21 protein-coding genes are annotated in these 25,781 nt (G+C 62.4%); 13 read left to right on the forward strand and 8 right to left on the reverse strand.

The window, feature by feature from the left end:
* Positions 1 to 40: 40 nt before the first annotated feature.
* The 4 genes from odhB (at position 41) to sucD (ending at position 5,322) form a co-directional block, all read left to right on the forward strand.
* A complete protein-coding gene (gene odhB, locus OP495_RS04065; RefSeq protein ID WP_280567423.1) occupies positions 41 to 1,645 on the forward strand; it encodes a 2-oxoglutarate dehydrogenase complex dihydrolipoyllysine-residue succinyltransferase in 1,605 nt (534 codons plus the stop codon).
* A 58-nt stretch (positions 1,646 to 1,703) separates the two neighbouring features.
* Positions 1,704 to 3,143, forward strand: a complete 1,440-nt coding sequence (gene lpdA, locus OP495_RS04070) for a dihydrolipoyl dehydrogenase (RefSeq protein WP_280561638.1) — start codon at positions 1,704 to 1,706, stop codon at positions 3,141 to 3,143.
* 140 nt (positions 3,144 to 3,283) lie between these two features.
* Entirely contained in the window at positions 3,284 to 4,450 is a 1,167-nt protein-coding gene (gene sucC, locus OP495_RS04075; protein WP_280561636.1) for an ADP-forming succinate--CoA ligase subunit beta, read from the forward strand.
* Entirely contained in the window at positions 4,450 to 5,322 is an 873-nt protein-coding gene (gene sucD, locus OP495_RS04080; RefSeq protein ID WP_280561635.1) for a succinate--CoA ligase subunit alpha, read from the forward strand. Before sucC ends, sucD begins: the two co-directional genes overlap by 1 nt.
* A gap of 159 nt (positions 5,323 to 5,481) precedes the next feature.
* Here the strand turns inward: sucD and OP495_RS04085 are convergent, their stop codons facing one another.
* From OP495_RS04085 to OP495_RS04105, 5 genes are all read right to left on the reverse strand, one after another.
* Positions 5,482 to 6,474 (reverse strand): lysylphosphatidylglycerol synthase transmembrane domain-containing protein, encoded by a 993-nt coding sequence (locus OP495_RS04085; protein WP_280561634.1) that lies wholly within the window; start codon positions 6,472 to 6,474, stop codon positions 5,482 to 5,484.
* Positions 6,471 to 7,247 (reverse strand): polysaccharide deacetylase family protein, encoded by a 777-nt coding sequence (locus OP495_RS04090; protein WP_280567425.1) that lies wholly within the window; start codon positions 7,245 to 7,247, stop codon positions 6,471 to 6,473. Before OP495_RS04090 ends, OP495_RS04085 begins: the two co-directional genes overlap by 4 nt.
* Positions 7,240 to 8,358: a glycosyltransferase family 1 protein gene (locus OP495_RS04095; protein WP_280567427.1), complete on the reverse strand. Its 1,119-nt coding sequence runs from the start codon at positions 8,356 to 8,358 to the stop codon at positions 7,240 to 7,242. The genes OP495_RS04090 and OP495_RS04095 overlap by 8 nt, the downstream gene beginning before the upstream one ends.
* Positions 8,359 to 8,511: 153 nt before the next feature.
* A complete protein-coding gene (locus OP495_RS04100) occupies positions 8,512 to 10,452 on the reverse strand; it encodes an exoribonuclease II (RefSeq protein WP_280567430.1) in 1,941 nt (646 codons plus the stop codon).
* Between the two features lie 118 nt (positions 10,453 to 10,570).
* Positions 10,571 to 11,200, reverse strand: coding sequence for an SDR family oxidoreductase (locus OP495_RS04105; RefSeq protein WP_280561627.1), 630 nt, complete (start codon positions 11,198 to 11,200; stop codon positions 10,571 to 10,573).
* Positions 11,201 to 11,462: 262 nt separating this feature from the next.
* Between OP495_RS04105 and OP495_RS04110 the strand changes: the two genes are divergently transcribed.
* The 6 genes from OP495_RS04110 to OP495_RS04135 all read left to right on the forward strand — a co-directional run bounded on the left by OP495_RS04110 (position 11,463) and on the right by OP495_RS04135 (position 19,349).
* Positions 11,463 to 12,203 carry a GntR family transcriptional regulator gene (locus OP495_RS04110; RefSeq protein WP_280567433.1) on the forward strand — a complete coding sequence of 247 codons (741 nt, stop codon included), beginning with the start codon at positions 11,463 to 11,465 and terminating at the stop codon, positions 12,201 to 12,203.
* A 45-nt stretch (positions 12,204 to 12,248) separates the two neighbouring features.
* A complete protein-coding gene (gene nagA / locus OP495_RS04115) occupies positions 12,249 to 13,391 on the forward strand; it encodes an N-acetylglucosamine-6-phosphate deacetylase (protein ID WP_280567435.1) in 1,143 nt (380 codons plus the stop codon).
* Positions 13,388 to 14,410 carry an SIS domain-containing protein gene (locus OP495_RS04120; RefSeq protein ID WP_280561624.1) on the forward strand — a complete coding sequence of 341 codons (1,023 nt, stop codon included), beginning with the start codon at positions 13,388 to 13,390 and terminating at the stop codon, positions 14,408 to 14,410. Before nagA ends, OP495_RS04120 begins: the two co-directional genes overlap by 4 nt.
* Before the next feature lie 75 nt (positions 14,411 to 14,485).
* Positions 14,486 to 16,999, forward strand: coding sequence for a phosphoenolpyruvate--protein phosphotransferase (gene ptsP, locus OP495_RS04125; protein ID WP_280567436.1), 2,514 nt, complete (start codon positions 14,486 to 14,488; stop codon positions 16,997 to 16,999).
* A gap of 73 nt (positions 17,000 to 17,072) precedes the next feature.
* A complete protein-coding gene (gene nagE / locus OP495_RS04130) occupies positions 17,073 to 18,752 on the forward strand; it encodes an N-acetylglucosamine-specific PTS transporter subunit IIBC (protein WP_280567437.1) in 1,680 nt (559 codons plus the stop codon).
* Between the two features lie 186 nt (positions 18,753 to 18,938).
* Positions 18,939 to 19,349, forward strand: a complete 411-nt coding sequence (locus OP495_RS04135) for an MAPEG family protein (protein ID WP_280567439.1) — start codon at positions 18,939 to 18,941, stop codon at positions 19,347 to 19,349.
* Positions 19,350 to 19,357: 8 nt separating this feature from the next.
* Here OP495_RS04135 and OP495_RS04140 read toward each other — a convergent pair whose 3' ends face one another.
* Complete coding sequence (locus tag OP495_RS04140) at positions 19,358 to 20,098, reverse strand: dienelactone hydrolase family protein (RefSeq protein ID WP_280567442.1); 741 nt, start codon at positions 20,096 to 20,098, stop codon at positions 19,358 to 19,360.
* A gap of 144 nt (positions 20,099 to 20,242) precedes the next feature.
* Between OP495_RS04140 and OP495_RS04145 the strand changes: the two genes are divergently transcribed.
* The 3 genes from OP495_RS04145 to OP495_RS04155 all read left to right on the forward strand — a co-directional run bounded on the left by OP495_RS04145 (position 20,243) and on the right by OP495_RS04155 (position 23,287).
* The gene (locus OP495_RS04145; protein ID WP_280561618.1) at positions 20,243 to 20,818 is read left to right on the forward strand and encodes a chalcone isomerase family protein; all 576 of its coding nucleotides are present in this window, start codon (positions 20,243 to 20,245) and stop codon (positions 20,816 to 20,818) included.
* Positions 20,819 to 20,973: 155 nt separating this feature from the next.
* Positions 20,974 to 22,236 carry a M20/M25/M40 family metallo-hydrolase gene (locus OP495_RS04150; protein ID WP_280567445.1) on the forward strand — a complete coding sequence of 421 codons (1,263 nt, stop codon included), beginning with the start codon at positions 20,974 to 20,976 and terminating at the stop codon, positions 22,234 to 22,236.
* 250 nt (positions 22,237 to 22,486) lie between these two features.
* Positions 22,487 to 23,287 (forward strand): Cof-type HAD-IIB family hydrolase, encoded by an 801-nt coding sequence (locus OP495_RS04155; protein ID WP_280567448.1) that lies wholly within the window; start codon positions 22,487 to 22,489, stop codon positions 23,285 to 23,287.
* Here the strand turns inward: OP495_RS04155 and OP495_RS04160 are convergent.
* Positions 23,279 to 24,310 (reverse strand): TIGR01620 family protein, encoded by a 1,032-nt coding sequence (locus OP495_RS04160; RefSeq protein WP_280567450.1) that lies wholly within the window; start codon positions 24,308 to 24,310, stop codon positions 23,279 to 23,281. The genes OP495_RS04155 and OP495_RS04160 overlap by 9 nt on opposite strands.
* Positions 24,307 to 25,698, reverse strand: a complete 1,392-nt coding sequence (locus tag OP495_RS04165) for a YcjX family protein (protein ID WP_280567452.1) — start codon at positions 25,696 to 25,698, stop codon at positions 24,307 to 24,309. Before OP495_RS04165 ends, OP495_RS04160 begins: the two co-directional genes overlap by 4 nt.
* Between the last annotated feature and the right edge of the window lie 83 nt (positions 25,699 to 25,781).

Here is a 25,781-nt window from a genome sequence, read left to right on the forward strand (position 1 = left end):
GCGTTCCATCGGGATCGAGAGAAAACACTAAGGAAACGACATGGCTACTGAGATCAAAGCGCCGAATTTCCCGGAATCCGTTGCCGAGGGCACCATCGCCACTTGGCACAAGAAGGTCGGTGATAGCGTTGAACGTGATGAGCTGATTGTCGAGATCGAGACGGACAAGGTCGTTCTCGAAGTCGTGGCACCGGACGCCGGTACCGTGACCGAAATCAAGGTAGAAGAAGGCGATACGTGCGATTCTGAGCAGGTGCTCGGAATGCTGGGCGCCGCGAGTGAAAGTGGCGGCGAAAAGCCTGCCGAGGACTCGAAAAAAGAGAAAAAAGAAGAGACCAGCGAGAAGCAGGACGCGGCAGCAGCCAAGTCCGATGATGCCAAGTCGACGGCGTCTGGCAACCAGTATGACGTCAAGGCGCCGAGCTTCCCGGAGTCCGTCCAGGAAGGGACCGTGGCCACCTGGCACAAGCAGGTCGGTGAAGCGGTGAAGCGTGACGATATCCTTGCGGACATCGAGACCGACAAGGTAGTGCTCGAAGTCGTCGCCCCGGCCAATGGCGCCCTCAGCGAGATCAAGGTGCAAGAAGGCGAGCAGGTCGAGTCCGAAGCGGTGCTCGCATTGTTCGCCGAAGGCGCCGGCGGTGATGCCGCGGGCGGTGAGGCTTCCGCATCTGGCGATACGGCGAGCGAGTCGAAAGACACCGGCAGTGATGAGAAGGTCGGTGACAAGATCCTTGCGCCGGCAGCACGCAAACTGGTCGCCGAGCATGACCTGGATGCCAGCAAGATCGAAGGCACCGGCAAGGGCGGTCGCATCCTCAAGGAAGATGTCCAGAAGGCCGTCAAGGACAGTTCCGCCAAGAAGAGCGCCAAACCCGAGGGCGGCAAACCCGAGGGCGGCGACGTCAAGGCTGCCGCAGCGCCGGCACCCGCCGTCGAGGGTGATCGTCCAGAGCAACGCGTGCCGATGAGCCGTTTGCGCCAGACCATCGCCAAGCGTCTGGTGCAGGCACAGCAGACCGCCGCCATGCTGACCACCTATAACGAGGTGGACATGAGTGCGGTGATGAATCTGCGCAGTCAGTACAAGGAAACCTTCCTCAAGGCGCACGATACCAAGCTCGGTTTCATGGGCTTCTTCGTCAAGGCGTGTACCGAGGCGCTCAAGCGTTTCCCCGACGTGAACGCGTCGATCGATGGCAGCGATATCGTCTATCACGGCTATCAGGACATCGGTGTCGCCGTGTCCACGCCGCGTGGCCTGGTCGTACCGGTGCTGCGTGATACCGACAGCATGAAACTTGCCGATGTCGAGAAGAGCATCGTCGACTTCGGCGAGCGCGGTCGTGACGGCAAGATCGGCATCGAAGACATGCAGGGTGGCACCTTTACCATCACCAACGGCGGTATCTTCGGGTCGCTGCTGTCGACACCGATCATCAATCCGCCGCAGACAGCGATTCTGGGTATGCACAAGATCCAGGAGCGTCCGATGGCCGTCGACGGCAAGGTCGAGATTCGTCCGATGATGTATCTCGCTATCTCCTATGACCACCGCATGATTGACGGCAAGGACGCGGTGCAATTCCTGGTCACGATCAAGGAACTGCTCGAAGATCCCGCACGTTTCTTGCTCGACGTGTGATGGCTGTCGCCGAACAATGCGTTGCGACTAATTAACTGAATTCGAACAGGATGATTTCATGGCCGATAAATTCGATGTGATCGTTATTGGTGCCGGGCCTGGCGGGTACGTGGCGGCCATTCGCGCTGCTCAAATGGGCTTGAAGACCGCGTGCGTCGAGAAGTGGGTCAACAAGGAAGGCAAGACCGTTCACGGCGGCACTTGCCTGAACGTGGGCTGCATTCCTTCCAAGGCTTTGCTGGAAACCTCTCACAAGTTTGTCGAAGCCCGCGATCATTACGCGGAGATCGGCATCGAGGTGGGCGAGCCGACCCCCAACATTGCCAAGATGCAGGAGTTCAAGGAAAGCGTCATCGCCAAGAACGTGGGCGGCATCAGCGCGCTGTTCAAGGCCAACGGCGTCACGGCGCTGGAAGGCGCCGGTAAGGTCGTCTCCGACAAGCAGGTCGAAGTCACCGGTCAAGATGGCGAGACGGCCACCTATGATGCCGAGAACATCGTGATTGCTTCCGGCTCTGTGCCGGTCGATATCCCGCCGACGCCTTTGACCGAGGGCTTGATCGTCGATTCCAGCGGTGCGCTCGAGTTCGACGAGGTGCCCAAGCGTCTCGGTGTGATCGGTGCCGGTGTCATCGGCCTCGAATTGGGCAGTGTCTGGAATCGCCTGGGCAGTGAAGTCACGGTCCTCGAGGCGATGGACGCCTTCCTGCCGATGGTCGACCAGGACATTGCCAAGGAAGGCCAGAAGCTGTTCAAGAAGCAGGGCATGGACATCAAGATGGGGGCTCGCGTGACGGGCTCCGAGATCAAGGACAAGGAAGTCGTGGTCAAGTATTCCGACGCTAACGGCGAGCAGGAGCAGACCTTCGACAAGCTGATCGTGTGTGTGGGACGTCGTCCCTACACCGAGGGCATTCTCAGCGATGATGTCGGTATCAAGCTCGACGAGCATGGTTTCGTGTTCGTCGATGATCAGTGCCGCACCAACGTACCGGGTGTCTACGCCGTCGGTGACGTGGTACGTGGTCCAATGCTGGCGCACAAGGGGTCCGAAGAGGGGGTGATGGTCGCCGATATCATCGCCGGGCACAAAGCCGAGATGAATTACGACGCTATCCCCAGCGTGATCTATACCGCCCCGGAAATCGCCTGGGTTGGCATGAGCGAGCAGGACGCGAAAGACGCCGGCATCGAGGTCAAGACGGGCTCCTTCCCGTTCTCGGCCAACGGACGCGCGCTGGCCAACAATGCGTCGGAAGGCATGGCCAAGGTCATTGCCGATGCCGAAACCGACCGCGTTCTGGGATTGCATATCATCAGTCAACATGCCGGGGAGCTCATCGCGCAAGGCGTCATCGCCATGGAATTCGGCTCCAGCGCTGAAGACCTGGCATTGACTTGCTACGCGCATCCGAGCACCTCGGAAGCCGTGCACGAAGCGGCGTTGGCGGTGGATGGCCACGCCATTCATATGGCCAACCGCAAGAAGCGCAAATAAGCGTTTCGACGAGCGTTTCAGTGTAGAGACGCGTCGCTCCCGCTTAGGCGGGAGCGAACAGGGGTAGCGGTGGCCTGAGGCTGTAAAAGCTCGAGGCCATCGCTACCATTCGAGTCACATGCAACCAATGGCATGACACGATGAACCTTCACGAGTATCAGAGCAAACAGTTGTTTGCCGATTATGGTCTACCGGTGTCCAAGGGTTTCGCCGTGGATACCCCCGAAGAAGCTGCCGATGCGTGCAAGAAGATTGGCGGTGATAAGTGGGTCGTCAAGGCCCAGGTTCACGCAGGTGGCCGTGGCAAGGCGGGCGGCGTCAAGCTGGTCGAAAGCGTCGAGGATGCCAAGGCGTTCGCTGAAAAATGGCTGGGCGAGAACCTGGTGACCTTCCAGACCGATGAGAAGGGCCAACCGGTCACCAAGATCCTGGTCGAAGACTGCACCGATATCGCCAACGAGCTTTATCTGGGCGCCGTCGTCGATCGCGGCACGCGGCGTATCGTTTTCATGGCCTCCACCGAAGGCGGCGTGGAAATCGAGAAGGTCGCCGAAGAAACGCCCGAGAAGATTCTCAAGGCCGAAGTCGATCCGCTGGTCGGTGCTCAGCCGTACCAGGCGCGTGAACTGGCGTTCGACCTGGGTCTGGAAGGCGCACAGATCAAGCAGTTCACCAAGATCTTCCTGGGCCTGGCCAAGCTGTTCGAAGAAAAAGACCTCGCGCTGCTCGAGATCAACCCGCTGGTGATCAACAACAGCGGCGACCTGCACTGCCTGGATGCCAAGATCGGCCTCGATGGCAATGCGCTGTATCGTCATCCCGATCTGCAAGCCATGCGCGACCCGTCTCAGGAAGACGAACGTGAGGCGCACGCTCAGGCGTGGGAACTCAACTACGTCGCTCTGGAAGGCAATATCGGTTGCATGGTCAATGGCGCCGGCCTGGCCATGGGGACCATGGACATTATCAAGCTCAACGGCGGGCAGCCGGCCAACTTCCTGGACGTTGGCGGTGGTGCCACCGAAGAGCGCGTGGGCGAAGCCTTCAAGATCATCCTCTCCGACGATTCCGTGAAAGCCGTTCTGGTCAATATCTTCGGCGGCATCGTGCGTTGCGACATGATCGCCGAGGGCATCATCGGTGCCGTCGAGCAGGTCGGTGTCAACGTGCCGGTCGTGGTGCGTCTCGAAGGCAACAACGCCGAGCTGGGTGCCGAGAAATTGGCCTCCAGCGGACTGAACATCATCGCTGCTACCAGCTTGACCGACGCGGCCCAGCAGGTCGTCAAAGCAGCGGAGGGCAAGTAATGAGTATCCTGATCGACAAAAGCACCAAGGTCATCTGCCAAGGCTTCACCGGTGGCCAGGGGACCTTCCACTCCGAGCAGGCGATTGCCTACGGCACTCAGATGGTGGGTGGCGTGACGCCAGGCAAGGGTGGCCAGACGCACCTCGGCCTGCCGGTGTTCAACACTGTCAAGGAAGCCGTCGACACGACCGGTGCCGAAGCCTCCGTGATCTACGTGCCCGCGCCGTTCTGCAAGGATTCCATCCTTGAGGCCGCCAATGCCGGCATCAAGCTGATCGTGTGCATCACCGAGGGAATTCCGACCCTCGATATGCTCGACGTCAAGGCCAAGTGCGACGAGTTGGGCGTGTGCCTGATCGGGCCGAACTGCCCGGGGGTGATCACGCCGGGCGAGACCAAGATCGGCATCATGCCGGGGCATATCCACAAGTCCGGCAAGGTCGGCATCGTATCGCGCTCCGGCACCTTGACCTACGAAGCCGTCAAGCAGACCACCGATCATGGATTCGGCCAGTCCACTTGCGTGGGCATCGGCGGCGACCCGATCCCGGGATCCACCTTCATCGACATGCTCGAGATGTTCGAGAAGGACCCGCAGACCGAAGCCATCGTGATGATCGGCGAGATCGGCGGCACGGCGGAAGAAGAAGCCGCAGCATACGTCAAGGAGCATGTCTCAAAGCCGGTGGTCTCCTATATCGCCGGTGTAACGGCGCCTCCGGGCAAGCGCATGGGCCACGCCGGTGCCATCATCGCTGGTGGCAAGGGTACGGCGGACGAGAAGTTCACCGCGCTCGAGTCTGCAGGCGTCAAGACCGTGCGTTCGCTCGCCGAGATCGGCGATGCGCTGAAGGCAGCGACGGGTTGGTAAGTCGCCTCTAGGCCCGGCGGGTCATGGGTCGCCGGCCAGTGAGCATGACGAAGGGCATCCCTACGGGGATGCCCTTCGTCGTTTCAAGTGCTTTATGCAAACGGCCTGCGCTCGCTGCCTTTCTTGAAAACGCGACCGTTCGTAAAAACGTGCAAGTGACTACCGACGCCGGGATAGCAGTTTGACGAAAGCACGTCCCGCCAACGCCAAGAAGACCGGCGCGCCAGCGATGAGGTAGAAGTAGTAGGTCACGAAGCGCCAGATGAGCACCGCTGCAGCGGCGCTTTGCTTGCCGATTAACGGCGCCAGCAAGGCAGTGGAGGTCAGTTCGGCACCGCCTGCGCCCCCAGGCAGAAAACTCAACTGTCCTGCCGCCATGGAGAGCATTTGTACCAGGAAGGTCCAAGCCCAATCGACATGGGCATCCAGGCCCTGCACGGCCAGATACAGGACGCTGTAACGCAGCATCCAGTGGGTGCAGCACAGGGCGAAGACCGACAACAAGGTCAGACGAGGCAGGCGTAGCGTCTCGATCAAGGCGTTACGGAAATGCAGCAGGCGGCGAGCGAACCCGAAGCGTGCCTTGCGGCGCACCTTGAACCGCTCGAGCCAGTTGCCGGTGACCTGGAGCAGGCGTCCATAGTGGCGTATGACCAGCCACAGCAGGATGAAGCCGCACACCAGCAGCAACGATGGCAAGCCCACCAGCCAGCCGAGGTTGAGATCGATGGCCTCGATGAGGACATAGAGCGCGACGCCTATCAGCGCGGAAAGAAAGAAGAGCAGGTCAGTCAACTGATCGACGGCGAAGATCGCCGAAGCCTGCGCGGGCCGAACGCCGCGTCGTGCCAGCAAGCCTAGGAGCGTCAGTAAGCCCCCGGTGCCGCCGGGGGTGGCGCAGATGGCAAACTCGGTAGACATCACGATGCCCACTGCGCGCGTCTGACCGAGGTGTCCGGCGCGTCCCGCCAGCAGCAAGCGAAGCCGCAAGGCATTGACGTTCCAGCAGATGACGATCAGCAGCAGCATAAACGCCAGTTGCTGCAAGGGAAATGAGGCGAGTTCACCGAAAAGTGCGCGCCCGCCGAATAACAGTGGGATACTGATGGCCGCCACCAACCCGATAAAAAGCAATATCACCAGGCGCTTCATGCGGCGTGCTGCTCCCTCCGGCGTTGCCCCGTCACCCAATCGTACTTGGTGATAGGGCGACGTCCTTCGTGGATCAGGCGCTCCAGAACCGCGAGCCAGTATGCCTGAACGCTGGCGTGGCGCATGTCCACGGGATGTAGTCCCAGGCGCAGCAGCGGTGCCTGGCGGCTACGCCAGCGCTGCGTTTCGCTGGCCAGGCGTGATAGGCCACGACGCCAGGCGCTACGGGCACTCCATACCAGCCCCGGCGCCTCGAGGCGCATGAAGCTGGGCAGCGTATACAGATGTTGCGGGTCGCTAGTGTAGCAAAAGTCGCGCTGGGCCAGTGCTCGCCGCGCCCCTTGGCTCATGAGCCAGGCTGGCGCCACGAAGCCGGTGAGTGGCCAGCCCTGTGATCGAAAGAGGTCGATGCCTTTGTCCAGGCGCTGTGCCGCCTCATCTTCGTCGAGAGCGTAGAACTCGCCTTCCCAGGTGTAAAAGCGCCGCATGAACCAGTCGCGAGGCGTGCGCGGCGCGGGCGCGTCGTCGCAATGATAATAACCGTGCAAGGCCAATTCATCGCCCATGGCTCGGCGGCGTTGCAAGTGCTCGAGGAAGACGCCGTCGCGGCGGCAGTCGCTGCGATGGTGAAAATCGGGCACCACCAGCCAGGTGATCGGGATCGGACCGTGTCGATGTGCCAGGGCGTCGACCTTGGCCAAGAAGTTGGTGTAGTCGGGCCAGGTTTCCGGCGCGACATCGTGCAGGACGAGGGAAAGGTGACGATCAGCCATGCTGAAGGCCCTCCGTGTTGACGCGTTGTCCGGTCAATTCACGATAATGCTTCATCAGGCTGGAGACCACGATATCCCAATCGTGATGGCGTTCGACATGCAGGCGGGCACGACGCCCTTGTTCCTCGGGCGCATTGGCGCAGAGTTCGCGCACGGCGCGTGCCATATCGTCCGCCGAGTGGGGTTCACAAAGCAGTCCGCAGCCCAGGGGCACATTCTCGGCTAGGGCGCCGGCGCGTGCCGCGACGACTGGAATGCCACTTGCCATGGCTTCCAGGGCGATCAGACCGAACGTTTCTTGAGTACCGGCATGCAGCAGCATGTCGCTGCTGGCCAACCACTCGGCGACATCGGCGGTGGCCGTGTAGCGGCCGATGACGCTGACGTTGTCAGGAACGCGTTGCGGCATCTGCGGCCCGATCAACAGCAGGTGGTAGCCTTTTCCGAGGCGCCGTGCGGTTTCCAACAGAACCGGCAGGTTCTTCTCGCGCGAACCGCGCCCTACGAAGATCAGCAGGCGCGTATTGTCGTCGAGGCCCAAGCGCTGGCGACAGGTATCTTGGCGGTGCTGGGGCGAGAAGGTCTGCAAGTCGACCCCCAACGATTGCAGGGCGACATTGTCGAGGCCAAGGCCATTAAGTCTATCGGCGATGACGCGACTCGGCGCGAGGACACGGTTGCAATGCCGGTAGAGGTTTTCGACATAGCGTTTGAGGGCAATGCGCGTCCAGTTCCCGAGACGGTTGCCGATCAGGCGAGGTAGGTCGGAGTGGTAAAATCCCACTATGGGGACGTCCAAGGTCCGGCCGGCATCAAGCGCGGCCCAAGCGGTGACGTAAGGATCGCCGGCCTCGATGAGGTCCGGCGCCATCTGAATCAGTTCGCGCCGCCAGCCTTCTCGCCTCAGGGGAAAGCGATACCCTTGGCTGAAGGGGAGCGGTGGCGCGGGAATTTCATGGATGGACTCACTGACTACATGGCGGGTACCGGGAATCACTAGGCTGGACGTCACGCCAGGCAGTGTCGCCAAGCGGTTGCGTTTGGCCTCGAGGTAGGTTCGCACTCCACCGCTGGCAGGTGCGTAAAACATCGTGATATCGGTGATATGCAAAGCGTGACTCCTTGAAACCTTCCCGGTTGGTTACGGAGTGACCGCTCGGGCCCTGACGGGCTTGTCGTAGGAATGTCACCGCGCTGTCATGAGATTACGCTGGCACATGCCATGCCTTGCGTCCACTTCTGGTGACGCAAGACATGGCCAGCTTCATGCGGCGGGACGTGCGACCAACGAGCGTGTCGCCTCGACGGCTTCGGCCAGTGCGACCTGAACGCTGTCGCCGAGCTTGTAGCGCGGCTGGCCCTCGATCTGGATACGGCCTTCCTTGTCGTCGATGGCGACCTTGTCGCGTTCACTGTGCATGAATGGTGCCGGAACGAACGCCGTGGCACCATTGGCGGAGAGCCGAACCCGCATGCCGCCACGGTTGATGGCGATGATCTCGGCGTCGAAAACTTCGCCTTTTTCGGCGGAGGGGCCGAGATAGCGCACGTAGAGCCAATCCTTGACGTCACGTTCCGCCATGCGATTCAGGCGCCGCCGCTCGGTGAGCTGCTCGGTCAATGCCTGGCTGGCCTCGGCGGGTGCGCTTTCGCCCTTGAGCACGCGCTTGATCAGGCGGTGATTGACCATGTCACCGTACTTGCGGATGGGCGATGTCCAGGTGGCGTATGCCGGCAGTCCCAACCCGAAGTGCGGGCCAGGCTGGGCGGACATGTTGGTATAGCCCTGGAAACGGCGCAGGCGTGCGTCGAGCCAGGCGTCCTCGCGTGCTTCCAGGGCGCGGCGCAGCTCGCGGTAGCGCGAGAGTTCCAGCAACTGTTCGCGTTCCACGTTGATGTCCTGGGTGGCCAGGAACTCGATCGCCTGATCGGCCTTTTCAGGTTCGAACGCCTGATGCACGTTGAAGATGCCATGGCCCACGTGCGAAGCCAGCAGATCGGCGCAGCAGGCGTTGGCTGCGATCATCGACTCCTCGATCATGCGCTGAGCGGTGCGACGTTCCTCGATACGCACCGCCAGCACGTTGCCCGCGTCATCGACGTCGAAGGCATAATCGGGACGGTCCTTGAACACCAGCGTGTGTTCCTCGCGCCATGCGTTGCGGGCCTCGGTCATCGCGGCCAAGGCCTTGAGCTGCGTGGCCATGGCCTCGTCGGCAGGGGCCCAATCGCCTTGGCCTTCCAGCCAGTCGGAGATCTGGTCATACACTAGACGCGCATGCGAACGGACATTGGCGGCAAAGAAGCGATAGTCGCCGAGAGTGCCGTCGCGCTGGATATCCAATGTGCAGACCAGGGTCGGGCGCTCCTCGCCTTCCTTCAGCGAACACAGCTCGTTGGCCAGTGTTTCCGGCAACATGGTGACGTTCTGGCCCGGCAGATACACCGTGAAGGCGCGGGTTTGCGCTTCCATGTCGACCGGGTCGCCCTCGCGGACGTATGCCGTGGGATCGGCGATCGCCACGCTGAGACGCCAGCCATCTTCGCGTGTCTCGATATGCAGAGCGTCGTCCATGTCGCGGGTCTTTTCACCGTCGATGGTGAAAAAGGGCGTCGCGGTCCAGTCCTCGCGCTCGAGACCTTCATCGTGCAGCGGCCACTGCTCGCCGAATTGCGGCGATGCTTGTTCCAGCGCGTGGCGCGCCAGGGTCACGCGCCACGGCACGGCGGGATTGTCGGCCTTGACCACGAGCTCGTCGACTTGGGCGAAGAACCCGCGGTCGTCGGGCTTGAGCGGGTGGCGCACCAAGTGTGCCACGACCCAGTCGCCGTCACCGAGCGTACTTTCGTCGAGCGAGTTCTTGAGGCGTGCGCGCAACTGGTTGCTGATCAACGGATGGTCGGGAACGACACTGAGGCGCCCATCGCGCTTGACCAGTCGCGCCACGAAACGCTCGAGTCCCGCTTCGAGGAGCGTATCGGGCTCGGCGGAGGTCTTGTCTCCCTCCTGCTTGACCAGCGCATCGACGCGGTCGCCATGCAGTACCTGCTTCATGGCGGGGGGCGGAACGAAATAGGAGGTGCCGTCCTCGGTTTCGATAAAGCCGAAACCGCGATCAGTGGCCTTGATCACCCCTTGAACACGCGGGGTGGTTTCACGAATCTGTTGCTTGAGCTGGGCAAGCGCGGAGTTGTTCTGCAGCATCGAGACACATTCGGTTGGGGGGAGTAAGTCGATACTATACGGGTTCGTGTATCCCTCGCCAACCAACGCCTGGCGGGGAAAAGCGGGGGATAAGCGCGATGTCCTGCCGAGCGCTGGATCAGCACAGCGCCTCATCAATCGCCGTATTGCCATCGAGCAGGGAAAACTCATGTTGGCGCAATTCTCGGTTGCGCATTACCTCGAGCAACGCATGCGCGACATTGGCACGTGAAATACGGTTGTCGTCGGCGTTGGCGATGTCGGTGGTGACGCGTTGCGTTGCGGTCTCATTGGTCAGTCGGCCCGGCTTGAGGATCACGTAAGGCACGCGCGACGCACGTAGATGCGCATCGGCGGCATGCTTGGCAGCCATGTAAGGGCGCAGCTTGGCCGGGGCCTCGAGCACCTTGTCGGCACGCATGGCGCTGAGCATGATGAAACGCCCGATCCCCAGCGATGCAGCCAGGTCGACCGCGCTCAGCGCGCCATTTAGATCGATCATCAGCGTCTTGTCGGGGCCGGTATGGGGTCCCGATCCCGCCGCGAACACCACCTGATCGCAGCCATAGAAAGCATGGCGGAAATTGCTTTCCAGATCGGCAAGCACCGTTTCGATGCCTCGCGCCTGGAACCACGCCTGCTGCGACGTATCGCGAATCATCGCTCGAATCGGCACGTCGGCCTCATGCGCGAGTTCACAGAACTGGCGGCCGATCTGGCCGTTGGCACCGATCACTAGCGTCTTCATGGGGCTCTCCTCAGTATTGTCGATGACTATTGTATGCGGCTCTCGGTGCCGGTAATCAAGCCCGAGCGATGCTGTCGTCGACCAGCCTTGCCCTCTATTGCTCCATTCTTTTCCCTCTCTTCTCTCTTCCTTCTTATCTCTTCCGCCTCCCTCTTCATATTCTTCTTAGGCATAGATACCACTATAAGACCAATTGGTATTTGACTGGTATTAAAGAGGCTCTATATTGGTTACTCAGAATCCGAAATGAGAGACCGTTTTCATGGACCCACGCTTTGTTGAGATGACGCTGGATCCCGACTTGGCGACGCCGCTTTATCATCAGCTGGCGCGGCAATTGGGCGATGCCATCGAGGCGGGGGCCTGGCAGGCCGGTGAGGCTTTACCCTCAGAGCGCGCATTGGCCGAAATGCTGGAGGTTTCGCGTATCACCGCGCGCAAGGCCTTGGAACGACTCGCCGAGCAGGGGCTGATTCGGCGCACGCACGGTTCAGGTACGTTCATCGCGCCACGCTTCAATCAGCCACTGACGCGTCTGACGAGTTTTTCCGAGTTGCTGACGCAGCGTGGCTTTACGCCCCGCTCGCGATGGCTATCCCGCCAGTTGGGTATGCCGAGTACCGAAGAGGCCTTGCGTCTCGGGCTGCATGGTGGCACTCAGGTGGCGCGCCTCAAGCGTCTGCGCCTGGCCGACGACGTGGTGATGGCGGTCGAGGAAAGCTGCTTGCCCGAATCGATACTGTCCGATCCGGAAGGCGTCGGGCAGTCGCTCTACGCGACGCTGGAAGCGCGCGGCAAGACGGTGGAGCGCGCCCTGCAACATTTGACGGCCGTCAATGCCGACGCCGAACTCGCCACCTTGGCCGAAGTGCCCGAAGGCCATGCACTGCTCAAGGTCACTCGCCTTGGCTACCTCACCGACGGCACACCGGCGGAACTCACCATCACTTACTGCCGCACCGACTATTACGACTTCATGGTCGAGCTTCATCGGGCTCGATAATGCGAACGCGCGGCTGCGGGCGCGTTAAATAAATAAGGTAAGCCAATGCATTACGGTAACATTCTGACCCCAGAGGGCTGGCGCCTCGGCGAGATCCACTGGCGCGACGGACGTATCGCACGCATTGACGGTGCGCCGGTCGATCCGGCCGACAACGATGCGCCCTATATAGTGCCCGGCTTTATCGACCTGCACGTGCATGGCGGTGGCGGCGCCGACACCATGGAAGGTAGCGAGGCCGTGGCCATCCTGGCACGTACGCATGCGCGCTTCGGCACCACTAGCCTGCTGGCGACGACCATGACCGATATCGATGCCACGGTGCGCAGAGTGCTCGGCGAGATCGGTACTTTGATGGAACAGTCACTCGGTGAGGGTGCTCGGGTACTCGGCGTGCATCTTGAAGGTCCGTATCTCAATCCTGGCAAGCTCGGTGCCCAGCCGCCTTACGCACGGCCGGGTGATATCGCCGAGGTTGACGCGCTGTGCGCGTTGGCGCCGATTCGGCTGGTGACCCTGGCACCGGAACTCTCCGGGCATTACGCCTTGATTCGGCATTTGAGCGAGCGCGGCGTGCGCGTGCAACTCGGTCATACCCTGGGCACCTACGAACAGGGCGTGGCAGCGATGGAGCATGGCGCCTGCGGGTTTACGCATCTCTACAATGCCATGACCGGCCTGCATCACCGCCACCCTGGCATGGCGGGCGCCGCCTTGGCGCATGCCGATTTCGCTGAGCTGATCCCCGACTTGTTGCACGTCCATCCCGGGGCGATTCGCGTCGCGCTGAGAAGCATTCCTCGCCTCTATGCGGTTACCGACTCGACCGCTGCCGCCGGCATGCCCGACGGTGAGTACCGGCTCGGCGAGCAGGCCGTGACTAAGTGTCTGGGCGGGGTGCGCCTCGCCGACGGCACGCTTGCCGGCAGCACCCTGACCATGGATCAGGCGCTGCGCAACTTGGTTGATATCGGCCTGTCGCTTGCCGAGGCCAGCGAACGCGTATCGCGCCATCCTGCCGATTTTCTTGGCCTGCATGATCGCGGCCGGCTGGCCGATGGTTGTCATGCCGACCTGGTCGTGCTCGACCGCGACCTGGGCGTCGACTGTGTCTATGTCGAGGGCCAGCACGTGGCCGGCGAGGATCCCGAAGACGCCCCAACGACGCGCCCAGGAGTTGAAACATGAGTTCGATGATGCTCAGCGAATCGCGCGATGCCCCTGAGCGTGTCGCCGCTCAATTGACCCACAACGCCCATCCGCTGATCGAACTCGGCGAGTGGCTGCGGCAATGCGATCCGCACGGTGTAGTCACCGTGGCGCGGGGTAGCTCCGACCATGCCGCCAGTTACTTCGCCTATCTATGCATGCAGAGCCGAGGGGTTCCGGTGGCTTCGTTGCCGCCATCGCTCACCACCTTGGCGCGGGCGCCGTGGAAGCTCGATGGCCAACTGGCGCTGGCGATCTCGCAGTCCGGCCAGAGCCCCGATTTGATCGAGACCCAAAAAGCGCTGGCCGCTGGCGGGGCGCAGACGCTGGCGCTGGTCAATACGCCGCGTTCGCCGCTGGGCGAAGTCAGCGATCGTGAGATTGCGCTGCATGCTGGTGAGGAGCGCAGCGTCGCCGCGACCAAGAGCTACCTGGCGACGCTATCCGCGTGTGCGCAATTGCTGGGTCACTGGCGTCAGGACCGCGCATTGCTCGCTGCTCTTGAAACGCTTCCCGAACGGTTGCGTGCCGCAGCAGCGCAAGATTGGTCACCAGCCATCGAGGCGCTGCGCGATGTCGACCAGTTGATGGTGGTCGGGCGCGGCGCCGGGTTGGCCGTCGCTCAGGAAGCGGCGCTCAAGTTCAAGGAAACCTGCGCCCTTCAGGCCGAACCGTTCAGCGGTGCCGAGGTCAAGCATGGCCCGATGGCGTTGATTGGCCCTGGTTATCCAGTGCTGGTGTTCGCCCCGCCAGGACCCGAGCAGGCTGGTCTGCTCGAACTCGCCGAATGGCTTGAAAGCGTCGGCGCACGAGTGCTGCTGGCCGCCGACGAAGGCGTCGCCCAGCGTGAACTGACACTCGTCGATGCCGGTCATGCGGCGCTGCAGCCGCTGTCGGTCATCCAGAGTTTCTACGTCATGGCCGCCCAACTGGCGGTGGCGCGTGGCAGCGACCCCGATCAACCACGTCATCTCAAGAAGGTGACCCGTACCCGCTGAGCGCTTTGCGATTCCTTTTCCATTAACAGCTTTCTCGACAACAGCTTTCTCCACAAAAACAACGCCGGAGGCAACATGGCTTCATCCTTAGACATCCAGGCACCGGTGGACGGCGTCCTCGTCACCCTCGATACGGTGCCCGACCCGGTCTTCGCCGAAGGCACACTCGGCGACGGCCTGGCCATCGATCCGCTGGGCGATACCTTGTGCGCGCCCTGCGACGGCGAGATCGTACACTGCGCACGTACCGCCCACGCGGTCACGCTGCGCAGTGCGGGCGGCGTCGAACTGCTCATTCATCTGGGGCTCGATACCGTCAATCTCGACGGCGCGGGGCTCGAACTGCTGGTCGAGGTAGGCCAGCGAGTCGAGGCCGGCGCGCCGTTGCTGCGTTTCGATGCTGACCGGATCGCCCAGCAGGCGATGAGCCTGATCACACCATTGATTATCGCCGAGCCGGCCGGTTGGCACCTGACACCTCCCGGCGCACAGCACAGCGACGAAGCGGTGCGCCAGGGCGAGGCGATCATGCGTCTTGAGGTGCCGACAGAGACGACCGGCGTGAATACACCCGCGGCATCGGGTCCTCAGGCCACCCGCGAGGTGACCATAGGCCTGGCGGCCGGTTTGCACGCGCGGCCTGCGGCCCGGTTGCGCGCTATCGCCCACGAACAGAATGTCGATCTCGAACTCGTCCACGACGAGACGCACGTCGATGCGCGGAGCCTGAGCCGGTTGATGAACATGGAATTGATGGATGGCGACCGTGTGACGCTGATCGCGCGTGGCGAACGCACCACGGCGGCGCTGGATGCCGCGGAACGTCTGCTGAGCGAAGCCGAGGCCGATGATCCCGCGCCCCGTGCTGCCGACGAGCCTGTTGCCGAGGTCGGAGCAGGGCAGTTGGCCGGGCTCGTCGCCAGCCAAGGGCTCGCGGTTGGGCCGCTGCATCATTATGTGGCGGCATTACCCACGGTACCGCAAGCCAGCGATGATCCGGCGCAAGAGCGAGCGGCGTTGGACGAGGCATTACAGAATGTCGGTCATTCGCTCAAGGCGGCGCTGGAGCAAGCCAAGCGCAGCGTACGACGCAGCGAGGCCGAGATCCTCGAGGCGCATCTGGCCTGGCTCGACGATCCGGCGCTGTATGATGCCGCCGAAGGCTACATCGACAACGGGCGCAGCGCCGGGCAGGCCTGGAGGGAGGCTCTCGATGACGAAGCGGCGCGCCTGCAGGCGACCGGCAATAAACTGCTGGCGGCGCGAGTTGCCGATCTGCGCGATCTACAGCGCCAAGTAATGGCGTGCTTGGGTTCGGCGCCGAGCGTCCCACAGGTGCCGGCCGACGCCATCGTCATCGCCGACGATCTGACGCCTTCGGAATTGACGGCCTTGGCCGCTCAGCGACCGGCGAGTATCTGTCTGGTGGCGGGTGGTACTACGTCGCACGTGGCGATTCTCGCCCGTGCCCGGGGCCTGCCGTGCCTGGTGGCGATGGGCACTGCTCTGGAATCGGCTGAAGGGGCAATGGCGATTCTCGATGCCGAACGCGGCCTGCTCGAACCGCAGCCAGATAGCGCGAGCCTGGAGGCCATGCGCGAGCGTATCTCTGAGCGCGAGCAAGCCCAAGACGTCGCCCGCGAGGCGGCAAAAGAGGCGGCGACGACCCGCGATGGTCGCACTATCGAGGTCTGCGCCAACGTCGCCAGTGGTGCCGAGGCGCTTATCGCCGCTGAGGAGGGCGCCGACGGTATCGGCCTGCTGCGCAGTGAATTCCTGTTCCTCGATCGTGATAGCGCGCCGAGCGTCGACGAACAGCGTGATGAATATCAGGCCGCGCTCGATGCGCTGGGCGGCAAGCCAGTGATCGTACGTACGCTGGATATCGGCGCCGACAAGCAACTCAGCTACCTACCGCTGCCCAGCGTGGCTAATCCGGCGCTAGGCGTGCGCGGCATTCGTTTGTGGGTTAGTCAGGCCGACCTGTTGGACAGCCAACTGCGTGCCTTGCTGGCGCTCGAACCACTCGAGTCGCTGCGCATCATGCTGCCGATGGTCAGCGGCGTCGGAGAGTTGCGGGCGTTGCGCCAACGGCTTGAAACGCTGGCCGAGGAACTGGGCGTGAGTCGACTGCCGCAGCTCGGAGTGATGATCGAGGTGCCGTCAGCCGCATTATGTGCGGCCAGCCTCGCCGCCGAAGCCGATTTCCTATCGATCGGCACCAACGACCTGACGCAATACACGCTGGCCATGGATCGCGAGGACCCGGACCTGGCGGCGCAGCTCGACGTGCTTCATCCGGCGGTACTGCGACTGATCAAGACGACTATCGAAGGCGCTGCCGGACGCTGTCCGGTGGGAGTGTGCGGCGCTGCTGCCGGCGATCCTATGGCATTGGCCGTGCTGGTGGCGCTGGGAATCGATGAACTCTCGGTGGAGCCAAGCCGCGTGCCGGCGGTCAAGGTTGCATTGCGCGACATCGACGCTGGTGCGCTCAACGAACAATTACTGGCATGGCTGGAACTGGACGATGGCACTGCGCTACGCGAGCGCGTCGAGGCGTGGCTGAATGCGCCGGTCGTGGCCTGACACCGCCGCCATTCATGTAACGACATTCTGAACAACGACGTTCTGGCCAACAACAAGAGTGGGAGAAACGATCATGCGACTCGATATCATGGGCGGCCTGCAGAAGCTGGGGCGCTCGCTCATGCTGCCCATCGCGGTACTACCGGTTGCCGGTCTCTTACTGCGCCTGGGGCAGCCGGATCTGCTCGACATCGCCTTTCTCGCCAATGCCGGGGATGCGATCTTCGCCAATCTGGCGTTGATCTTCGCCATCGGCCTGGCGGTGGGCTTCGCCAACGACAGCAATGGCGCTGCCGGGTTGGCGGGCGTCGTCGGTTACCTGGTGCTCGATGCGGTCCTGCATACGCTCAACGAAGACATCAACATGGGCGTGTTGTCGGGCATCATCATCGGTACCGTGGCAGGCCTGCTTTATAACCGTTTCAAGGACATCAAGCTTCCCGACTACTTGGCATTCTTCGGCGGGCGGCGCTTCATTCCGATCGTCACCGGGCTTGCTGCGGTCATCCTGGGGATGATTTTCGGGGTGATCTGGCCGACGGTGCAGACCGGCATCGATACCCTCGGCCAGTGGCTGATCGAGGCCGGCGACCTGGGCCTGTTCGTCTACGGTGTGCTCAACCGCTTGCTGATCGTCACTGGACTGCACCATGTCCTCAACAGCTTCGTGTGGTTCGTGTTCGGCAGCTTCGATGGCGCGACCGGCGACCTCAACCGCTTCTTCGCCGGCGACCCCAGCGCGGGCAGTTTCATGGCGGGCTTTTTCCCGGTGATGATGTTCGGTCTACCGGCGGCGGCGCTGGCGATGTATCACGCGGCGCCCAAAGGGCGGCGTGCCCAGGTCGGCGGTTTGTTGCTGTCGCTGGCGTTGACCGCGTTTCTGACCGGGGTGACCGAGCCGATCGAGTTTACCTTCATGTTCCTGGCGCCGTTTTTGTACGTGCTGCATGCGATGCTCACCGGGCTTTCGATGGTGCTCATGGAGTTGCTCAACGTTAAGCTGGGTTTCACCTTTTCGGCCGGTGCTTTCGACTATGCGCTTTCCTATGGGCTTTCGACCAACGGCTGGCTGATGGTCCCCGTAGGGCTTTGCTACTTCGCGTTGTATTACGGGGTTTTCCGCTGGGCGATTGCACGCTTCGATCTACCAACGCCGGGGCGCGAGTCGGAAACCGCAGGTGCCACCAGCGCCCCGGCCGATCTCGGGGAGCGAGGCCCAGCGTTCGTGCATGCACTAGGCGGAGCCGCCAACCTGACCAGCGTGGGTGCGTGCACCACCCGTTTGCGACTGGTGCTTGACGATGACAACGCCATCGACGAACCGGCACTCAAGCAGCTCGGCGCACGCGGCGTGCTGCACCTCCGTGGTGGCGGCTTGCAAGTGATCCTGGGGCCGATAGCCGATGGCGTCGCCGATGAGATTCGCGCTGCCATGGTTGCCGAAGGCGCCGCGCCCAGTGAAGCGCCAGTGGCCGGCGAGGGCAATGGCTCGGATGCAACCAGTGTGGCGCGGCTGAGTGCCGAACAGCTCGACCACTGGCTGGCCGCGCTCGGCGGACATGGCAACGTACAGGAAGCCACCGCCGTGGCCATGACCCGACTACGACTACGCCTCGCCGATGCTGCGAATCTCGACGAAGCCGCGCTCAAGACACTCGGCGCGCAAGGCATTCAACGCATCGACGGCGGCCTGGTTCACGTACTGCTCGGCGAACGCGCCCCCGGCGTCGCCGCCAGCCTCGGGGATCGCTGAATCACTACGACGCGAACGTTTATCATGCTTGGTTGGGCAGTATGGTCCGTAGTAAAAGAATTAAGGTTCCAGAGAATTGGCGTTTCAAGCCGCGACGCAGACAAGAGATGCCCAACGAAATGCTGTAGTTGACCGTCCCAAGCGGGGCGGCAACTAAGTTGTAGCACTAAGCCACAGGAGTAAGACATGCCGCAGGCGTTGATTCTTTCCATGGCAGCACACGTCGCCCTTTCTGCCTTCCTGTATGTGCTGCTGACGGCTGCACGGGCTCCCGCCGTTTGGGGGATTGGGCGCAGGTCAGACGGCACTAATCCATGGGCGGCTGTCGAGCCACGCATCAGTGCCAACTTGTCCAATCAATTCGAGTGGCCACTGGCGTTCCATGCCGCTTGCCTCATCTTGCTATATCTTCAGGTTAGCCCGGCCGCGTTTGCGCTTGCCTGGGTCTTCGTCGCGGGTCGTCTGCTGCATAGTGCAGTTCAAATTCTTACCCACAACGTCCGTCTCAGGGGAATCGTCTTCACCATCAACTTTCTGGCTGTGCTCGGCTTGTGGATCTTGGTGGTCATGGCCGCTGGCCGCTCGCCAGTGGCCTAATTTAGACGTCACAGCGTTTCTTCCAGAAGAGTGGTTAGTCGCTTGTGATGCAGGTCATCGGCGGCGGCATCGTAGGAGGGGGCGTCCTTGGCGGTGAAGCCGTGGGCGGCGTCTTTGTAGAGTTCGGTGGTGAAGTGCACGCCGGCGGCGGCTAACGCTTCGTCCATGCAGGCGATCTGCTCGGGGGGTAGCAGTTCATCCTTGTCGGCGTGACCGAAATAGACGCGCCCTTGGATATTGCCGACCACATGCCTGGGGCTGTTCGGGTCGTCTGCCTCCGCGAGCCGGGCTGAGTGGAATCCGGCTGCAGCCGCGACACGACCGGCGTGTTCGGCCGCCATGCGCAGTGCGAAGGCGCCGGTCATGCAATAGCCGATCACGCCTATCTTGCCGTCCGCGAACTCGGCCTCGTTGTCGATGCAGTCCAGTAGGGCGATGAAGTCGCGGGATTGTGCCTCGGGCGTGAGGTGGCCGGCATACTCGACCAGGGTTGGGCGTACATCCGGATCGCGGAAGGACTTGCCCTCCGGCACGAGAGACCCGCTCGCATCGCGGTAGTACACGTTGGGCATCAACACGGCATAGCCGTGATCGGCGATTCGCTGGGCTTTCTCGTGATAGCAGGGGCGCAGGCCACCGATATCGGTGAACAGCACCACGGCCGGTAGAGGGCCGTCGGCGTTCCCGGGTGTGAAGATATGCGCGTCGATGGTGCCGTCGGCGGCGGGGACTTCGATAGTACGAGACATGAATAAGCTCCGGGTTGTCGATGGAGAATGTATGCCACCAGAGGCGAGTGTGATGATCAATTGGGCGACTGTAACGAAATTCGGTATCCAAGGTGGAGAGGATACGCTGTTCTTCACCAAGTCTAATCCAGACGGGGAGTCATCATGACGCTACGCGCTGTTTTAAGCGGTTTTGCCGGAGGAGTGGGGCTGGCAATGGCGGTCGGTTGGAGCGGTGGCGCGGCGCTCGCCGCGTCGTTTCCGGATGAGAAGTCACTGGACGGGAGTGAGGTCGTCTTGCAAGGGGCAGGCACCGCCAGTTATATGCTCTGGGATGTATATGACGCGGCGCTTTACGCACCGGCGGACGCTAGCCAGGATGCCATCATCAACGCCGAGATGCCGATGAGTCTGCTCCTCGAGTATCGGCGTGATGTGGACGTTGCGGATATCCGTAAGGCGACCTGGGCCACTCTGGAGGAGCAGTTTCAGGATAGTGCCCTCGAGGCGCTTCGTCCCAAGGTCGAGGCGATCCAGAATGCCATGATCAGTGTCACTGACGGTGATCGCTATAGGCTTGACTGGAACCCGGACGTGCCACGACTGAGTCTGAGCCTGAACGGTGATACGCTCTTCGAGTCGGACGACGGCGAGCTGGCTCGGGCTTATTTCGGCATCTGGCTGGCCGAACCACCGCTTTCGGACGAGCTGCGCGCCGCGTTGCTTTCGCGAACGGACTGACGAATCGGGGGCCTGGAGCCTACCGGACACGTAGGCGCCCACGCCCATGACGCCGCAGCGCCGCGCAGAGCATCGTTATGTTTGGCTTCAGTTAGTGGCCTGAAATCTGCCAGACTAGTCTTCTATAGACACTGACTTCACAAAGAGTGAGCGCAATGAGCGAGAAGAAGCAACCCTGGAACCGGCCAATGCAGGAACAGCAGTTCAAGCTAATGCGCGAGATCCTCGATGCACCCAGCCCGGTGGGGCTGGAGGGCGCAATGACCTATGGCGTGCTCAAGCCGCAGTTCGAGTCGTTCGCGCCCAGCGATTGGCATCTGCACCAGTATCAGGGCCATGCCGGCGTGGTGCTGGATACCCATCCTGGTCGCGACGACATGTTCAAGGTGATGCTGATTGGGCATGCCGACAAGATTCGCATGCAGGTGCGCTCGATCGGCGACGACGGCAAGATCTGGATCAATAGCGATTCCTTCCTGCCCACCGTGCTGATCGGCCACGAGGTCAAGCTGTTCAGCGAGGATCCGGAAAGTCCCGGCAACTACCGGGTGATCCAGGGCGGTACGGTGGAGGCGCTGGGCGCCATCCATTTCGCCGACCCGGCGGTGCGCTCGGGCGAACGGGGCATCAAGAAGGAGCAGCTCTATCTGGATCTGCAGATCCACGGCGAGAACAAGAAGCAGCAGGTCTTGAATCTCGGCGTGCGCCCCGGCGACTCGATCATCATGGATCGCCCCATCCGTCCCGGCTTCAGCCCCGACACCTTCTATGGCGCCTACCTGGACAACGGCCTGGGCTGCTTTGTCACCAGCGAGGTCGCACGGCTGATCGCCGAGGCGGGCGGCACTCGGCAGGTGCGTGTGCTGTTCGCCATCGCCAGCTACGAGGAGATCGGCCGCTTAGGTAGCCGGGTGCTGGCCGGGGAGCTCGAGCCGGACGTGCTGATCGGCGTCGACGTCAATCACGACTATGTGGCGGCGCCCGGCATCGGCGACCGACGCATGCAGCCGTTGGAAATGGGCAAGGGCTTCACCATGGCGGTGGGCGCGATCGCCAGCGAGCAGCTCAATCGGATCATCGAGAGCACCGCCAAGCAGCACGACATTCCCATGCAGCGAGACATGGTCGGCGCCGACACCGGCACCGACGGTATGGCCGGGGTGCTGGCGGCGGTGGATTGCGCTGCCACCTCGATCGGTTTTCCGATCCGCAACATGCACACCATCTCCGAGACCGGCAATACTCAGGACGTGCTCGCGGCGATCCATGCGCTGACCTACACCATTCAAGCGCTAGATGCCCTCGACGATCCGCATCAGGAGTTCCGTAATAACCATCCGCGTCTCGACCGAGCCACGCCGCTGGAACACCAGGGCTCGGCGAAGCCTGATGAAGATGACGAGAATAGCGCTCTCTAGGCATGGAACTGTTCAGCATCTATCCGCCATGCGCAGCACGACGAAAATGTTGAACAGTTGGGCGACTCAAGGAAAAAGTACGTAATGATCGATCACACTGGCGTTGGAGTCGTCGATATCGCTCGTTCTGCTATGGGTCTGTCCTGCTGTGAGATGCACCTTGACCAACAGACATGGCGCTAACGCCAGTCCCCAACTCTAGACTGATATGCGGTAACCTTGGGAGGTCGCGAACCAACCGGGAAGCCGCATGCAGCCTCATCTGATTGTTACGGATCTGGATAACACCCTGCTCAATGCCGAGCACGATCTCGATGAGATGACCATCGAGACCTTTCAGGCACTGGCCGCCGAGGGCCATCATCTGGCACTAGCCTCGGGGCGTCACTTTCACGATATCACCGCGTTTCGCCGTCGATTGGGCGTGCCCGCCTATATTTTGAGTACCAACGGCGCGCATCTTTATGCACCCGACGATCGCCTGATCGCTGAGCAGTGGGTGCCGGCCGAATTGGTACGGACGTTGATAGCGATGCCGCGCGATGCCGATATCCGGCTCAATCTTTATACCGGCGACGAGTGGTTGATCGATGCGTCGGCCCCCGAGTTGAAGGCCTTGCATGCGCATACGGGTTTTCATTATCGAGTCGCCAATCTCGAGGCCCATGATGGCAATGGGGTGGGCAAGGTGTTGTGCATCGGCGACCCTACGGCGCTGGCGTCGTTGGAGCAGAGCATCAACGAAGCGCTAGGGACGCGGCTGCACATAACCTATTCGATGTCCCATTCACTAGAGATCATGGCGGAAGGCGTCAACAAGGGCGCCACGCTGGAGCGTCTTTTGACGCATCTCGAGCTACCTGCAGCGCGCTGCCTGGCGTTCGGCGATAACCTCAATGACGCCGAGATGCTGGCATTGGCTGGCCATGGCTTCATCGTGGAAAACGCTCACCCCGAATTGGTGCGGCGCGTGCCTGACGCCGCACGCATCGGCCACCACCATCCTTATGGCGTTGCCTGTCAGTTGCGAGAGTTCTTCGCGCTAACGTGATGCGTCGTCCTTTGTTTCCAACTGACGCAGGCGTTGCCAGAGTTCGCGGCGCAGATCGGCGAGATGTGGGGCTTCGCCCTCGTCGAAGGGGATCGGGCGTGTCATGCGCAGCGTGCGCAGACCGAGCCGCGCGGTGAGAAGACCAGCGCCGAGCCCTTGGCCGGCGCGGGTGGAAAGCTTGCCGGCCACGTTCATCGAGAGCAGGTCCATCCCGGCATCCGTGGCGATCTCGCTGGCGCCGGCGAAGGCCATGTTGTAGAGCACCGCGCGGAACAGGCGCAGGCGGCTGGCGTAGCCCAGTTCCAGACCGTAGAGCGCGGCAAGACGGTCGATCAGGCCGATATTACGCCACGCCATCAAGGCCATGTCGATAAAGGTGACCGGGCTGACGGCGACCATGACGGCCGTTTCGCCGGACATGCGCGCGATCAGTCGGCGTGCTTGACGGTCGCGCGGGGCTAGAAGGTGGTGCGCTAGCAGGGTACGTGTTTCCTGGGCGTCGTGGTGCGACTGATGCGCCGCTTGAAAAGCGCGCCAGTTGGGATCGTCGTCGCCTAGCTTCATCTGGCGTCGCAAGCGCTCGGCGAGTGTCTGCATGTCCTGGGGCGTGGCCTCTTCGGGGGCGTCGAGTTGGTCACGCAATTGGGTGTGCCGCTTCAGACGCCGCAGACGCCATAGCTCGCGCAAGAGCGCCACGCCACCCAAGCCCAGCGCCAATAGCCCCAGCGCGCTCCAGGCGCCTGCCAGCCAGTCTCCGCCCAGGGTGGCGGTATATAGATGACGCGCCACCTCCACACTGCCTAGCGCTATGGAACCGCCGAGCAGCGTCATCAGCCCCCAGCGGCGCTTGCGGGGTTTGCCCAGGCTGGCTTCGAGTGGTATGTCCGGCGCGCTGTCCTGGACTGCGAGCGGTTGAGAAACGCTGTCCGGGTGAAAGCGCTCCCCCGGTTCGGGGGCGGCGGTAAAGTGGGGTGGCGGCTCAGGGTCGACGCGAAAACGTTGTCCGGGGCGCGGCTCGCTCATTTCAATTTATCTCCAATCAGCCAGTCGAGCGCTGCATCCATGCGCACATGCGGCAATTCGGGTGTGTCGCGATGTGGGGGCCGAAACGCCGTGAAATCGAATCCCTGGCGGGCCCAGAAGTCGCGCTCAGGCAAGCGGGGCGGCACGTCGCCGGGGAACAGCAGTACGTCTTCGCCTTCCAGGGTGGTACCACGTAGAGCGGCGCGGCGTTGACCGTCATTATCCACTTCGCGTGGCTTGGTGGCACGCACCGCCGCCAAGGACAGCGCTTTCACCGGTACGTCGGCATAGCGCAGGTCCTTGAGCGGCTCGGCGAGCAGTGCTTCGAGCAGCGCGACGACGTTGGGATGCTGTTCGGGCGTCACGTGGTCGGCCTTGGTCGCGGCGATGGCAAGACGATCGATGCGCGGCGAGAACAGTCGGCTCATCAGGGTGCGCTTGCCGTAGTCGAAGCTCCGCATCAGGGTGCTCAGCGCCCGGGAGAGATCCTCGAAGCGCTCTGGGCCGGCGTTGAGCGCGCCCAGCACATCGACCAGCACGATCTGACGGTCGAAGTGTCGGAAATGCTCGCGGTAGAACGGTTTGACCACGTGACGGCGGTAATGGTCGAAGCGCCGCGCCAGCGTCTTGTAGACGCTCGTCTCGGGCAAAGCCTCAAGCTCGGCACGATTGGCTTCGCTCACGCCGGGAAGCGGGAAAAACTGCAGTACCGGCGCATCTTCCAGGTCGCCCGGGAGCAGAAAGCGGCCCGGCTGCAGGTCGGCGAAACCGGCCTCGCGAGAGGCGCGCAACGCGTCGGCGTAATGCGCGGCGATCTCGGCGAGTTGGCTTTCGTCGGCGTCGTCGTCCGGGGCCAGAGCCTCGACAGCACGCAGCCAGGTCGCGGCGAGGCGTTGGCGCTCACTGCCCATGGCGGCTTGCTGCGCCTCGCTCCAACTCAGGAAGTCGTGCTCGAGCAGGGGCAGGTCGAGCAGCCATTCACCGGGGTAGTCGATCAAGTCGAGGGTGAGCGTCGCCGTATCACCCAGCAGCCCCCGAGCGCGGCGCGTGCGATGCTTGATGGTCAGACGTAGTTCACTGATACCTCGGGTGGGCGCCGGCCAGTGCGGTGGTGTGCCGTCGAGGGAGGTCATGGCGGCGTCGTAAGGAAAGCGGGGCACGCCGAGATCAGGCTGAGCGACTCGCTGGGCGCCCAAGAGGCGCCCCTCGCGGGCGGCGCGCAGCAAATCGAGACGTGCTTCCAGTCCCGCATGGCGCAACTGATGCACCAGCGAAGTCAGAAAGGCGGTCTTGCCGGCTTGGGAAAGTCCGGTGACGGCGAGACGCAATTGGCGGTCGCGGCCCCGCTCGATGAAATTGTGCAGTTCCTGGCTCAGGTGACGTCGCATGACGGTATCCGACTGAAGTTCTGTCTCGAATGTGCGGGTGAATCGTGCCCAAGGCAAGAGGCGATAGTCTTCTCAAATGCTAA

Origin of the sequence: Chromohalobacter sp. 296-RDG, assembly GCF_029889885.1 — a bacterium.
Taxonomy (GTDB): Bacteria; Pseudomonadota; Gammaproteobacteria; order Pseudomonadales; family Halomonadaceae; genus Chromohalobacter.